We start from the raw sequence: 15117 nt of genomic DNA, 5'->3' as shown, positions 1-15117 counted from the left end.
CCGCTACACTTATGGAAAATAACGATTTCAAAGGCTGCTGACACGTGAACCAGATCAAAAAACGCCCGGTCATCATCCATTGGGGCATTTCCAGCTTTTTCGGCTGGGGCGTCTATGGGCTCAATCTGGCACTCAACTGGTCGGCTGATTCGCGGATCGAGCCGGTCACCTCCTTTCCGCTTTCGCATGATCAGGTGGTGGTGGACCAATTGCGCAGGCGCGCCCTTTCCGGCTTTTTCCATGCCTCGGCCGATCTTGTTGCCCGCCTCGAGCAGCAGACGGACAAACAGGTGAGCGTCAACACGCCGGTTCTGGCCGGGCTTGGCAATGAATTCACCATGTCACCGGGACCGAAGGGCATTCAGCTCACCGGCACGCCGACGCTGGGCGTCGTCTTCTTTGAACTGGCGCAACTGTCGAATGAGGCAAAAGCGCGTGCGAAAAGCCTGCCGCTGATCATTGCCGGATCGAGCTGGAACGAAAACATATTGCGCGCCCACGGCATCACCAATGTCACCACGGTCATTCAGGGCGTGGACCAGACGCTGTTTCATCCCTCACCCCGTCAAGGCGTGCTCGCCGACCGGTTTCTGGTCTTTTCCGGCGGCAAGCTGGAACTCAGGAAAGGTCAGGATCTCGTGGTCGCCGCCTTTGCCCGCTTTGCCAAGCGCCATCCGGAGGCGGTGCTGGTGTCGGCCTGGCATAGCCCATGGCCGCAGCTGGCGCTGACACTCAACCGTTCGGGCAAGGCTGCCCCGATTGCCGTCAATGACAAGGGCGTCATCGATCAGGCTGGCTGGATTGCCGCAAACGGCATAGAGCCGCATCAGTTCATCGACCTCGGCAGCGTACCGAATGCGATGATGCCGCCAATCCTGCGCGAAATGGATGTGGGCCTCTTTCCCAATCGCAGCGAAGGCGGCACCAATCTGGTGGCGATGGAATGCATGGCCTCAGGCGTGCCGACGATTCTGTCGGCCAATACCGGCCATCTCGACCTGATCGACGGCCAGAATTGCTATGCTCTGGAAAGCCAAAGCGCCGTTGCCGGAGAAGGAGCCGGCGTCGGCGATGTTGCCGGATGGGGGGAAAGCAGCATTGAGGAGATCGACGAGGCGCTGGAAAAAGCCTTCAAGGACCGCAATGACGCCCGCCGCCGCGGCGAGCGCGGCGCGGCCAAGCTCGCCGGCTATACCTGGTCGCGCACTGCAGACCAGATGAAAAAGATCGTCAGCGCTTATCTATGATCGCCCGCATCCTGACGACCGCCTCGGCAATCGCCGGGGCGTAATCGCCCGCGACCTGCTGGCGGATGAGCGTCAGGCTCGGATACCAGGGGGAGGTTTCGCCCGAAAGCCCCCAGCGCCAGTCCGGCACTTTCTTGATCAGACCAACGGTCGGGCAACCGAGCGCCCCTGCCAGATGCAGCGGTGCGGTGCAGACCGAGACCACACCGGACAGGCAGGCCATAATCGCAGCCGTATCGAGAAAAGCATCCTTGCCCTCGTCGAAATCCGTTCCCGGATATTCGAGTGTGAAGGGCAGCCCCTTCACCTTCCAGCCGCTCGGTGTCTCGGCAAGCTCGATCTCGTCCTCGCTGAGTTTTTGCAGCGCGATCAGCCGGGTGTTTTCCAGCGCGGCAAAAGGCTTTAACGCCTCGGCACTGTCCAGGCTTCGGCCCTTTTCCGCCGGAGAGAGCGGATTGCCGCGCCAGACGAAACCGATGGCGCGCGCGCCCTCTTCCAGCCCCAGCCGTTCGCGCCAGCGCGCCACGGCCTGTGTTGCCGGATAAAGCCAGCGCTCGCCCGTCGGCACGCTGCCGAGCGTCAGCCGCAGGCGATGCGGCAGGCCGAGAAGCGGCGATTGCAGATCGGCCTCACCCGGCCCCGGATCGCGGCAGGTCACGCGGTCTGCACCGGCAATGCCGTTCAACAGCCGCTCCAGCCGGTCAGGCGCCTGAAAGATCACCGTGCCACCGAGCGATTTAACCAGCGGCAGCAGCTTGGCAAACTGGATCGTATCACCCAGCCCCTGTTCGGCGTGAATGAGCAGGGTCTTGCCGGCAAAGGGCCGTCCATCCCAATCGGGAATGGTCTGATGGCGCGGCGGGCTGGGAAATTCCTTGGCTTGCCAGCGCCATTCATATTCGGCAAAGCCCTGCGTATAATCCTGAAGTCTCAGCAGGTTGAGCCCGAGATTGTAATGGGCCTCGGCAAGCTCGGGGTAAAGCGCGGTTGCCCGGCGCAACAGCCGCACCGCCGTCTCCATCTCGCCGCGATCGGAATGGGCATTGCCGAGATTATGCAGCGCAATGCGATGATCGGGGTCGAGTGCCAGCGCCTTTTCATAGGCCGCCATCGCCTCGTCCGCGCGCCCAAGGGCGGCAAGGGTTACACCGATATTGGCAAGTGGCGCGGGCTTGTCCGGCATCAGTTCCGCCGCCCGCTGATAGGCTTCCAGCGCATCCTCGCGCCGTCCCGTATCGCCAAGCGCATTGCCGAGATTGTACCAGATATCGCCATTGTCGGGAGCAAGACGCAGCGCGCGCGTGTAATGGGCGAGCGCCCGGTTGAGATCGCCAAGCGCCCGAAAGGCCGCCCCTGTCAGACGCAGCGCATCGACATTATCCGGTTCTGCGGACAAAACCGCCTGATAATCGGCAATCGCCGCCTCAAACTGACCTTCACGATGGCTGTTGAAGCCGCGCTGCAAAAGCTGCTGGAGAGAGATTTCGTCACTCATCGCTTACGCTCCGCATAAAAGGCCAGATCCTGAGCCGCTGCTTTCGCCACACTTTCCCAGTCGCCCGGTACCGGCTGGCGATAGATCCTCAGCCCCGGATACCAGGGGCTGGTCGTCCGTCCTGCCATCCAGCGCCAGTCGGCGGCATATTTGAGCAGCGCAAAGGTTGGAATGCCAAGCGAGGCGGCCAGATGCAAGGTCGAGGTGCAGGAGGAAATCACCAGATCGAGCGCGGCAATCGCTGCTGCCGTCTCGGCAAAATTGCCGAGCGCCTCGCCCGGCGTTTCCATGCGGGCGGCAAAATCCAGCCCCTCGACCTGCTCCAGCCCGTCACGAAACTGCAGGCTGATGAAATGGGTGTTTTCGACCTCGAACAAAGCTTTCAACCGTTTGAGCGGCGGAGATCGTCCCTTGTCGGCGCGGGCATGGGGATTGCCCTGCCAGATCAGCCCGACGCGCAACGCCTCACGCCCGCCGAAACGCCCTTCCCAGGCCGCCACCCGGCGCGGATCGGGGCGAAACAGCGCCGGTCCCGGCAGGCTTTCCAGCGTCGTGCCCAGGATAAGCGGCAGGCTCATGATCGGCGCTTCACAATCGGCATCGTCAGTGGCATCGACACCCTGACGGCGAAGCGTGATATTGTTGGCCTCGTTGACGAGGGTGGAATAAAGCTCAATCAGCGGATCGCGCAGTTCCAGCACCACCCGGCCCACCTTCAACGCTGCCTGACGCACGAAACGACCGAACTGGATCTGGTCGCCCAGCCCCTGCTCGCCATGGATCAGCAGGGTCTTGTCCGGCAGGCTCTCTCCGGTCCAGCGCGGCATGGGCAGCACGCGCTCGACCATTTCTGCCCCTTTCCAGCGGGCCTCGTAATCGCGGAAACCTTGCTGCAAATTGCCTGCCATCAAATGCGCATGAGCGCGGTCGATCAGGGTTTCGGCATCGCCCGGCTCAAGCCGCAGCGCCTCATCGAAAGCGGACACCGCCTCTTCAGGCCGCCCCATCTCGCGCAATGCATTGCCAAGCCCGCGATGGGCCTTGGCCAGATCGGGACGCAGCTCAATGGCGCGATGATAGGCCTCAAGCGCCGGGTCATAACGGTCGGTGTCACGCAACAGATTGCCGAGCGTCATATAGGCTTCGGCGCTGGGCGTTTCGGCAAGGCTCTTTCTCAGGCAGTCTTCGGCCTCTGCCGTGCGCCCGACATTTCTGAGCGCAATGGCGAAATTGGTGAAAAACACCGGCGTCGCCAGACCAAGCTCTGCCGCAGCCTTCAGCAGCAGATAGCCGCGATCATACTGCATCCGCTCGACCGCGATGCCGCCCAGCATATGCAGCGCCTCGGCCCGCATCGCCTCATCCTTGAGAAGGTCGGCATAGACGGCCTCGGCAGCCGCGACCTCGCCTGCCATGTGACGGCGAATGGCCTCGGCAAGCCGCGCCGGCCCAGCCGGCTTGTCCGGCACGGCCACGACCGGCTCCTCCGTGACGAAAAGCTGGCTGCGGTCACCCTTGACCAGAGACGCCAAAGCCTCGGCCACCCGGGTTGCAACACCGGCAAAGGGTGCGCTCTCCACCTCGTCCGTCACCCGGCGGAAAAGCCGGGTCAGCGGATACCATGGACTGTCGGCGCGACCGCGCAGCCAGCGCCATTCGGCATGGGATTTGAGAAGAACCCAGACGGGGCGACCAAGCGCACCAGCCAGATGCGCCACCGCCGTATCCGAGGTGATGACAAGATCGAGATTCATGATCATCGCCGCCGTATCGGCAAAGGCGTCCGGCCCTTCGTCAAACCCTTCCGGCGGCCGCTCGACGGCAAAACCGGCGCTGTCAATCTGCTCTTCGCCCGGCCCTTTCTGCAGAGCAATCAGCCGCACACCCGGCACCTCGGAGAGGGGTTGCAGCACGCTCAAAGGAAAGCTGCGACCCTTGTCCACCTGCGGATCGGGATTGCCCTGCCAGACAAGGCCGACGCGAAAACCGGGCTTTTCCGTCAACCAGCCTGCCATGGTCGTCACCCGTTCAGGGTCGGCGGCAAGATAGGCGGGAAAGGCCGGAATGGTCTCGGCTGTCGTGCCGCAATAATAGGGCAGGCTCATCATGAAGACCTGATAGTCGAGCTTCGGGATGACATCGCTTTCGGCGATCACCCCGTCAATGCCCGGCACGGTGGCCATCAGGCTGGCAATCTTGCGGCGTGTGCCGACCACCACCTTTGCCGCACCGCGCTGTTTCAGCAGCATGGCATAACGGCAGAACTGGAAGGCATCGCCAAAGCCCTGTTCGGCCAAAACGAAGATGGATTTGCCCGTCAGATCCTCACCCTGCCAGATCGGCAGGCGCACCTTGTCCCGATCGATACCCAGCGCCTGCACATCGAAACGGCGTTCGTAAAGCGGCAGGCCACGGGCATAATCGCCCTGATTCATATAGGCCATGGCCAGCGCCATTTCTGCATCGGCATAGTTGGGTCGTGCGGCAATCGCCTTGCTGAAGGCCTGTTCGGCCTCGCTTTCATAGCCGCCATCCATCAGGCTGATGCCGAGATTGCTCCAGCTTTCGGCATGATCCGGCTGGGCGCGCGCACCCTGTTTTTGAAACCAGATGGCAAGATCGACAAGCCCGTGATTGCGCTCGGCCACACCCAGATTGCTCCAGGCATCGGCATTGGTGGGGTCGAGCACCAGCGCCTTTTCCCAAAGACGCCGGGCGGCCTGCGGCTGTTTCTTTTTCAACAGCACCGCGCCGAGCTGCACCTTGTGGGCGGCAAGCTCCGGCTCCAGCACCATGGCCCGCTTCAGCGCCGCCTCGGCCTCGTCCAGCTTCTCAAGCGCCGTTGCCGCTGCCGCATAGACGGAGAGAGCCTGGGCCGAATGCGGATTTTGCTTCAACAATGCCGCCACGCGGGCAAGCGAGGCCTCCGCCTTGCCGGCAGCCGTCTCCCGCCGTGCCATGGCCAGTTGCGAGGGCAGATGGTCCGGCCGGTAGACGAGGCCATGGCGCAGCGCCCGCATCCCGTCTTGCTTCAGGCCCGCTGCATCGAGCGCAATGGCGAAATTGCTCCACATGTCGCTGGCTGCGGGTCTCAAGGCGACAGCCCAGGCACAAAAGGGCAGCGCCTGTCGCCCGGAGGCAGAGCGCCGTCCGCCCGCCTCCAGCATGGCCATGCCTGTCAGGTTCCAGACCCGGTCCGGCTGGATGTTGTGTGAAAGAACATGCCGGTAAAGCGGCAGTGCCCCGGCATAATCGCGGGCCTGATGCCGCCTCACCGCCTCTTCAAGGCAGGCTTCCGGTTCCATCGGGGCCGGGTCGAGACGACGTGGTGTCGACAAGAGCACCTGAAGATCATACAGCACATCCGCCATCACGTGCTGCCAGTCACCGGCCTCCGTCTGCCGGAACAGCCGCATGGTCGGATACCAGTCGGTTAAAAGACCGGACAGGCCCCAGCGCCAGTCCGGTGATTTTTTCAGAAGCATCCAGACGGGCTTGGCCAGTGCGCCTGCCAGATGGGCGACCGCCGTGTCGGAGGTAATCACCAGATCGAGCGAGGCAATCAGGGCAGCCGTATCGATAAAGGCATCGTCAGACGGATCGAGGTCCGGCGGCACGGTCAGGTGCATCCCCTCCGGCACCGACTGGTCCGCCCCCTCACCCTTTTGCAGGGAAATCAGGCAGACCCTGTCGCCGAGGGTGGCCAGCGGCTGAAACGCCGCAAGCGGCAGCGAGCGTCCCGGTTCGCCATAGGCCTTGGGATTGCCCTGCCAGACGAGGCCGATCTTGAGCCGCTTTGCCGCCCCTTGGTCTTCATGGTGGCCATCAAGGCTGGCAAGCCAGCTACGCCAATGTTCAGCAGGCGTCTGCTCGACCCGCAGATAGGGTGCAGGATAACCGGTCCTGTCCGGTGTCAGCCCGACAATGCCCGGCAGCGACAGAAGCGGCAGCCAGACGTCATAGGCTGGCAGATCCGCCCCATGCGGCACAAGGGCAATCCGGCCATCGCGAAACATCGGGGCCGAGCGCAATAGCCGCAACAATTTCGGCTGGCAGACAAAGATCAGTTGTTTGACCCGCCCGGCAATCTCCGGCAAAAGGCGGATGAATTGCAGCGTATCGCCAAGGCCCTGCTCGTGAAACACCAGAAGACGACCCTCAGCCAGCGTTTCGCCCTGCCAGCGCGGGCCTTGAACGAGAGCCGGATCGGGTTGCGTGCCCATGGCCTCGCCCCGTCCTTCATAATCGGCCCAGGCCGTGAGCCAGTCCCCCTGCATCAGGGTGAGGCAGGCGCGGTTGAAACGAAAGACCGGCCTGTCCTCCAGGGTTAGCAATTGCGTCAGCACCCGTTCGGCGCGCTTCACCTCGCCGATATTGCGGAAACTGGCGGCGAGATTGTTCAAGGACGGCTTGTGCTTGGGCGACAGCATCAGTGCCTGTCGATAGGCCTCGACGGCCTCGCGGTCGCGGGCCTGCCCATGCAGCATCACACCCAGATTGTAAAAGGTTTCGACATCCGGCTTCAGCGCGGCGGAAGCGCGCAGACACCGCTCCGCCTCGGCAGCATCTTCTTTGAGATCAAGAAGGATCACCCCCTTTTGCCGCAGAAGCACCGGGTCGTCGGATTTGAGCGCCAGCCCTGCCTCGACCATGGCCCGCGCTTCTTTGAAACGACGCGCGGAAATCAGCGCCATGACCAGATTGATCCGCGCACCAACTGCGGAGGCCGCAAGCTTGACAGCCTTTTGCGCCATTTCGACGGCGCGCGCTTCCTCACCCATGGCCAGAAGCGGCAGCACCATGTTCTGGAAAACCGCCGCATCCTCGGGCAGAAGCTCGGCGGCCCGCTCGAAAGCGGCAAGCGCCTGCGCCGATCCACCGGCAAGATGGCGGGCAAGGCCAAGGTAATGCTGAACATCGCCATCATCAGGATGGGCGCTGGCAAGGCTTTCCAACCGTTCGAGCGCTTCGCTCGCCTTTCCTTCAGCCAGAAGCGAACGGCAGTGCGAAATCTCTTGCGCCGTCATGACGACCCTTCCCTCTTCCGGCCATCATGGCCGCACCATCGACAGGCGGAGGCTCCCGACCCGTCTGACAATCCCATTCCTGATCCGTCAAGACGCCTTCAAGACGCCTTTTCTACGGTATAGGGCTTGTAGGATTTTTCCTCGACGATAGCAGAACCCAGCGCCGAATTGATCTCACGTTTGAGATCGGCACGACGATCATTTGTGATGTAGACCGAACGGGCAAGTTCAATGAAACGGCTGCCGAAATCGCCCGCGCGCTCGCAATCGCGGATATCGTCCTCGATCTCCCAGAGCGCAGTGTTGACCGCACGCAGCTCGGCGGTGATGGCCCGAACGGCCTCATGGTTTTCCACAGGCTTTCGCCGTTCGGTGAGCAGAATAAGCTCCCGCTCGACATTGGCGCGTTTGGCCTCGTCAGCAATCCGCTCCGATTTGATCTCCAGAATGGTGATCTTGTCGATCAGTTCGCCCCAGGACACAGGAACTTCGATCATATGCGTTCTCCGATTCGCGTTGCCGCAAGGGTAGATGGCCGGGACGCGGCCATCAACTCCATCGGAAGTCGCTGGCGGACATGTTGTCGGCGGTTTTCCCCGACAAAGTGAGCTGCATGTCCACCGTGCCGTCACCATTGGTATCGACATAGAGCGTTGCGGTATCGTTGACGAAATAGGCTTCCGAATTGCCCGTGCCCGACAGGGTCGTGTCGGTCCCGAGATAGGAGAAGGTGCCGCTCAGAAGACCGCTGAACATCAGCTTGTCAGACCCGTTGACGAAGTCGGTGATCGTATCGGGACTGGACGTGCTGGACGATGCCGTCGAGTTGAAGATGAAAAGGTCGGAGCCGTCGCCGCCCGTGACCGTATCCTGACCGTCGCCCATGACAATGGTGTCATTGCCCGCGCCCAGATTGACCGTTGTGTTGGTCGATCCGGAGAGCACGATATAATCGGCGCCGGAACTGCCATTGATGTTTTCGATATTGACCGTGGTCAGGGTCGAGGCAGATCCGAGGGTCAGAGTGTCTTCGCCGCTGCCGAGATCGATCGCCACCCCGGTATACTGGCCGGAAACGGTGATGTTGTCGTCATAGCTCGATCCCACCAGGGTTTCGACGCTGGAGACGGTGGCCGTCGCCGCCTTGTCGAAGCTCAGATAGTCCATGCCGGTGCCAAGGAAATACTGACCGTTGGAAATCTCGGTATCGGTGACATAGACCACGTCGGAATTGCTGCCGCCGCTGACGGATTCGACGTTATAGAGGCTGACCGTATTGGTGTAATTGCCAAGCGCCACCGTGTCGTTGCCGTCGCCGAGATCGATGCTGATCCCGGTTGCCTGATCGCCGATCGTCACCTTGTCGTCACCGGAACCGCCCATGACCGACTCAACCCCGAGAAGGGTGGCGGTGCTGGTGGACGAGGCCAGATGTACCTCGTCATTGCCAGCGCCGAGATTCATGTAGCCACTATAAGTAGAGCTGTTGATCGCGATATAATCGTCATAGGACTGGCCGATGACCGTCTCGACATTGGCAAGCGAGACGGTGTTGGCATAATTCGCCAGAGTCAGCTTGTCGGAACCGTCGCCAAGATCGATATAACCGTTAACCCATTGCGTAGCGAGCGTGATGATGTCGGAATTTGAGCCGCCGGTGATGGTTTCGACATTGGACACCGTCGCCGTCAGACCGGACGACCAGGTCAATGTGTCGTTACCGTCACCGAGATCGATATTGGCGCCGCCGATCGAGCCGCTGATGGTGACGACGTCGTCGCCAGTCGAGCCGGTGATCGTTTCGGTGTTGGCAACCGTGACGGTTGCACCGCTTGCGCCGAAGATCAGGCTGTCATTGCCGCTGCCCAGGTCGATGGTGCCGCCGGTATAGGTGCCGGCAAGATAGACAGTATCCTGCTGTGAACCACCGGTGACGGTTTCGACATTTTCGACTGTAACCGTGTTGACGGAATTGTTCAGGATCAGTTGGTCGTTACCGGCATTGAGATCGATGATGCCGCCAGTCATCTGCTCACCGATGGTGATAATATCGGAGCCGACATCACCGAGGATGGATTCCGTGCCGGTGACTGTAACGGTACCGCCAGCCGAGTCCATTTTCAAAACATCATTGCCCGCACCAAGATTGACCGTCGCACCGGTCACCGCAGCGGAAAACTCGACATAATCGTCTCCGGCACCGCCCGTCACCGTCTCAACGCCGGCAAGCGTCACCGTGTTGCCGGTGCTGGAGAAGATAACAGCATCGTTGCCGCCGCCCAGATCGATCGTGCCTGTCTCATCTGCCGCAAGCGTGATGACATCATTGGCCGAGCCACCAGTGACGGTTTCGATCCCCGAAATCGTTGCCGTGCCGCCGACATCGCCGATGATGAACTGGTCGTTGCCGTCACCGAGTGAAATCGTGCCACCGGTCATGGCCGAGGACAAGGTAATGATATCGTTCTGGTCGGAACCGATGACGGTTTCAATATTGGCAATGCTGAGCGTGCCGCCATCGGCGGATAGCGTGAGCTGGTCCAGCCCCTTGCCGAGATCGAGCGACATGCCGGTGGTGGCCTGACCAAGCGTGATCACGTCGGAATTGGTACCGCCGGTGATCGTTTCGATGTTGGAAAGCGTCGCCGTATTGGCATAGTTGGCGAAGATGACCGCATCGGATCCATCACCAAGGTCGATCGACACGCCGGTCTGCGCATCCTTGAACACAACGATGTCGCTACCAGTGCCGCCAATGATGCTTTCGACATTGACAACCGTGAGCGAACCGCCGCTATCGCCGAATTTCAGCGTATTGTTGCCGTCGCCAAGATCGATGATCGAATTGGCGCTCACCGTGCCGAGCGTCACCATGTCATCGCCGGTACCGCCAGTGATCGTCTCGATATTCGAGGCGGTGATCGTGTTCGATCCGTTCGCCATGGTCAGCGAGTCGGACCCGTCGCCGAGATCGACGCTGCCGCTATAGGCGCTGGAGAGAACGACATTCTGCGTGCCGGTGGTGCCGGTGATGGTTTCAGCATTGGTCAGCGAATAGGTGCCGGCCGCATTCATGTTCAGCGTTTCGACATTGGCGATGCTGAAGGTGCCGCTGGCGGTTACCGTCAGCGTGTCATTGCCATCGCCCAGATCGATGGTGGCCGTGGTGACGCTGCCCGTCAGGGTCACTTCATCGTCGGATGTGCCACCGATAATGGTTTCGACATTGACCGCCGTCAGCGTACCGCCATCATTGTTGAGCGTCAGCTGGTCATTGCCCTTGCCGAGATCGATGATACCACCATTGATTTCCGAGCCGAGCGTGATGATGTCGCTGGAATTGCCTGCGGTGATCGTTTCGACATTCAGGAGTGTCGCAGTGTTGGCAAAATTGTTGAAGGTGACGCTGTCGGAACCTTCCCCGAGATCGATATAGGCCCCCGTCACCGCACGGTCGAAGATGATCACATCCGAATTGCTCTGACCGATCACCGATTCCACATTGCGCAGGGTGAAAGTGCCGCCTCCGGCCGAGGTGAACTTGTCATCCCCGTCACCGAGATCGATCAGCGCGCCCGAACTGCTGCTGGCGTAATAGACATTGTCGTCGCCGGTGCCGCCCGTGACCGTCTCGACCGAGCTCAGCGTCACGGTATTGTCGAAATTGGCAAGCGTCAGCTGGTCGTTGCCGCTGCCGAGCGTGATATCGCTGCCAGTTGCCTGCACGCCCCAGACGATATTGTTGTTGCTCGTCGTATCCGAGCCGATCAGGGTTTCGACATTGGCGACCGTGATGCTGACGGAACTTGTCAGGGTCAGCGTGTCGTAACCGTCCCCAAGGTCATAGGAGCCCGCCGTCAGAGTCGAATTGATGGTGATGCTGTCATCGGCGGCACCGGCAATCAGGGTTTCGACATTGGCGGCGGTGAAGGTGCCGCCTTCGTCGCTCACTGTCAGTTCGTCATTGCCCTTGCCAAGATCGATCATCGCACCGGTCACACCACCGCCGAGCGTGATCAGATCGGTGGTGTTGCCTGCCGTAATCGTTTCAACGTTCAAGAGCGTTGCAGTGTTGGTGAAATTGCCGAAGGTGACGCTGTCATTGCCGCCGCCGAGATCGATATAGACACCGGTGGCCACCTTGCCAAAGGTCACGATATCGGCGCTGCTCTCGCCGATCAGTGTTTCGACATTCTGCGCGGTGACGGTACCGCCGTTCAGCATATGCAGCATGTCGCTGCCGTTGCCGAGGAAGATCAGAGCTCCGGTGGGCGTATCGTTCAGCACCACCGTATCGCTGCCGGTATAGCCCTGCACCGATTCAATCGAGGAAATTGTGACCGTATTGTCGTAATCGCCGAGGTTCAGGCTGTCATTGCCGGTGCCGAGCGAAATTGTCAGCCCCGTCGCCTGGGAACCCAGCGTGATCCTGTCGGAGCTGGTCGTGGCCGTCCCGATCACGGTTTCAATATTGGACAACGTCATCGTGACGGCACTATTGAGCGTCAGCGTATCGGTGCCGTCACCAAGATCGTAAGTTCCGCCGGTGATTGCTGTGCTGATGGTGATCGCGTCATCCGCCGAACCACCAATCAGTGTTTCGATATTGGCGGCGGTAAAGGTGCCGCCATCATTGCTCAACGTCAGTTGGTCGTTGCCACGGCCAAGGTCGATCGTGCCATTATCGATGGCAGTTCCAAGCGTGATCACATCGGTCGAGCTGCCGGCCGTGATGGTTTCGACATTCAGCAGCGTCGCTGTGTTGTTGTAATTGCCGAAGGTAACGCTGTCGGTGCCCTCGCCAAGATCTATATAGGCGCCCTGAGCCGCATTGCCGAAGGTGACGATATCTGAGCTGCTTTCGCCGATCACCGTTTCGACATCCTGAACCGTCACCGTACCACCATTCAGCATGTGCAGTTCGTCATTGCCATCGCCCAGATTGATCCGGGCGCCGGTGGAGGTGTCATTCAGGTAGATCAGATCGCTGCCCGAGCCACCCTGAACCGATTCAACCGAGGAGACCGTAACCGTATTGTCGGCATTGGCCAGCACCAGACTGTCATTACCGGCGCCAAGCGTGATGTCCAGGCCGGTTGTCTGGGCACTCAGGGTAATTCTGTTGGGGCTGGTCGTGCCCGCACCAACCAGGGTTTCGACATTGGCAATCGTCAGCGTGACCGAACTGGTCAGGGTCAGCGTGTCGTTACCGTCACCAAGATCATAGGAGCCGCCGGTCAGGGAGGTGCTGATGGTGATGTCGTCATCAGCGCTGCCACTGATGACGGTTTCGATATTCGCGGCAGTAAAGGTTGCGCCGTCATCGCTCAGCGTCAGTTGGTCATTGCCGCGCCCAAGATCGATGGTGCCGCCGGTAATTTCCGACTCCAGCGTGATGACGTCGCTCGACGAGCCCGCCGTGATCGATTCAACATTCAACAGCGTTGCCGTATTGTTGTAATTGCCGAAAGTGACACTGTCAGTCCCCTCGCCAAGATCGATATAGACACCCTGGGCTGCGCGGTCGAACGTGATCTTTTCGATGCCGTCGTCACCCATGACCGTTTCGACATTGCGCAGCGTGACCGTGCCGCCGTTGATCGAGGTGAACATGTCGTTGCCGTCACCCAGATCGATGAAAGCCCCGGTCGTGGTGCTGGTCAGGTAAACTTCGTCATTGCCGGTTCCGCCCGTCAACGTTTCGATCGAGGCGAAGGAGACGGTGTTGTCGAAATTGGACAGCGTCAGCTTGTCATTGCCCGATCCAAGCGAAATCTGGCTGCCGGTCACCTGCGAGGCCCAGACGATGTTGTCGTTGCTGGAGCCGGAGGTCAGCGTTTCGACATTGAGAATGGTGACGGTATTGGCGCTGCCGCTCAGCCTCAGAATATCGTTGCCGTCTCCAAGATCGATATAGGCGCCCGAAGACGACAGTGCATAGGTGATGACGTCATCGCCCGAACCACTGATCATCGTTTCGACATTGTTGACATTCAGCGAGTTGCCGCCGTCGCCGAGCGTCAGGCTGTCCATACCGTTGCCGAGGTTGATCGTGCCTCCCGACAACGTCGATGTGAGAGTGATGACATCGCTCGATGTGCCGCCGGTGATGGTCTCGACATTGGCGAAAGTAACGGTGTTGTTGTAGTTCGCCAGCGTCACACGGTCATTGCCGTCGCCCAGATCGACGACGCCGCCGGTGACAGCAGTTTTGTAGATGATGTAATCGTTGGTTGCGCCGCCAATGACGGTTTCGGTGTTGAGCACCGTCAGTGTCGCACCGCTGTCGCTGATATGCAGCGTGTCATTGCCACCGCCAAGATCGACATAGCCCTTCATGGCGTCGGTCAACAGCACGCCGTCATCGCCGGAGCCGCCCAGAATGGTTTCCACGGTCGAAACGCTGACGGTGTTTTCGTAATCGCCCAGGACCAGCGTATCATTGCCCGTGCCCAAGGATACGAAAGCGCCGTTTGCGGCGGCACCCAGCGTCACGTAATCGGCGCTGCTGGAGCCGATGATGCTTTCGGCATTGGCAATCGTCAACGTGTTGTTATAGGCGCCGAGCTTGACGGTATCTTCACCGTCGCCGGTATCGATATAAATCTTCGAGGCAATGCTGTTCAGGGAAATAATGTCGTCGCCGGAGCCGGCAATGATGGTTTCCGTGTTCGCCACATAGGCCGTGCCGCCGCCGTCACCGAGATTGAGATAGTCGTTGCCCGACCCGAGATCGATATGGCGCACCGTCTCGCTGTCGCTGTTTTGCATATAGACGGTATCGTTCTTGGTGCCGCCGACGACAGTTTCGACATCGATTGCCGTGATCGTGTTGACATAATTGCCGAGATAGACGCGGTCACTGCCATCCCCGAGATCAATATAGGTGCCAAGCGCCTGGGCATTGAAAGTGATGTAATCGTTGGTCTGCCCACCGATGATGGTTTCGACATTGGCGATGGTGGCTGTCGCGCCATAGTCGGAGAAGGTAACGATGTCGTTGCCTGCGCCCAGATCGATAGTGCCGGAGGTGAGTTTGGTGTCGTAGGAAACGACATCGTCACCGGAACCACTTTTCAGCGATTCAACATTGAGGAGCGTGATTGTGTTGCCGCCATCGGCGAGAACGAGACGGTCATAGCCATTGCCAAGATCGAGAGAGAGGCCCGACACCTCACTGGTGACGATGATGTAATCGGAGCTTGTCGTGCCTGTAACAGTGGAAAGATCGCTTACGGTCGTCGTTTTCGTGGTAGCCACAGTCAATCCCCATATCGGTCAAGGCTGACATCCGTCAGCAGCAGAAAGCATCAGGCCGAGAAAGATTCGACCGGCGTTCGCGAAAAGG

Annotated in this window: 5 protein-coding genes; 1 reads left to right on the top strand and 4 read right to left on the bottom strand. The window is 60.2% G+C overall.

The window, feature by feature from the left end; genetic code table 11:
- The first annotated feature begins 44 nt into the window (after positions 1 to 44).
- On the top strand, positions 45 to 1247 hold the full coding sequence (locus tag NAC44_RS00325) for a glycosyltransferase family 4 protein (RefSeq protein WP_250936742.1): 1203 nt from the start codon (positions 45 to 47) through the stop codon (positions 1245 to 1247).
- Here the strand turns inward: NAC44_RS00325 and NAC44_RS00320 are convergent.
- The 4 genes from NAC44_RS00320 to NAC44_RS00305 form a co-directional block, all read right to left on the bottom strand.
- Complete coding sequence (locus tag NAC44_RS00320) at positions 1231 to 2742, bottom strand: tetratricopeptide repeat protein (protein ID WP_250936740.1); 1512 nt, start codon at positions 2740 to 2742, stop codon at positions 1231 to 1233. The two genes, NAC44_RS00325 and NAC44_RS00320, sit on opposite strands and share 17 nt — an antisense overlap.
- Positions 2739 to 7769: a tetratricopeptide repeat protein gene (locus NAC44_RS00315; protein WP_250936738.1), complete on the bottom strand. Its 5031-nt coding sequence runs from the start codon at positions 7767 to 7769 to the stop codon at positions 2739 to 2741. The genes NAC44_RS00320 and NAC44_RS00315 overlap by 4 nt, the downstream gene beginning before the upstream one ends.
- A 98-nt stretch (positions 7770 to 7867) precedes the next feature.
- Positions 7868 to 8266, bottom strand: coding sequence for a DUF6165 family protein (locus tag NAC44_RS00310; protein ID WP_250936736.1), 399 nt, complete (start codon positions 8264 to 8266; stop codon positions 7868 to 7870).
- 52 nt (positions 8267 to 8318) lie between these two features.
- Positions 8319 to 15029 (bottom strand): M10 family metallopeptidase C-terminal domain-containing protein, encoded by a 6711-nt coding sequence (locus NAC44_RS00305; RefSeq protein WP_250936734.1) that lies wholly within the window; start codon positions 15027 to 15029, stop codon positions 8319 to 8321.
- Between the last annotated feature and the right edge of the window lie 88 nt (positions 15030 to 15117).

This window comes from Allorhizobium sonneratiae (genome assembly GCF_023700755.1).
Classification (GTDB): domain Bacteria; phylum Pseudomonadota; class Alphaproteobacteria; order Rhizobiales; family Rhizobiaceae; genus Allorhizobium; species Allorhizobium sonneratiae.
The sequence above is the reverse complement of the archived record's forward strand: the minus strand, read 5'-3'. Positions and strand labels throughout refer to the sequence as shown.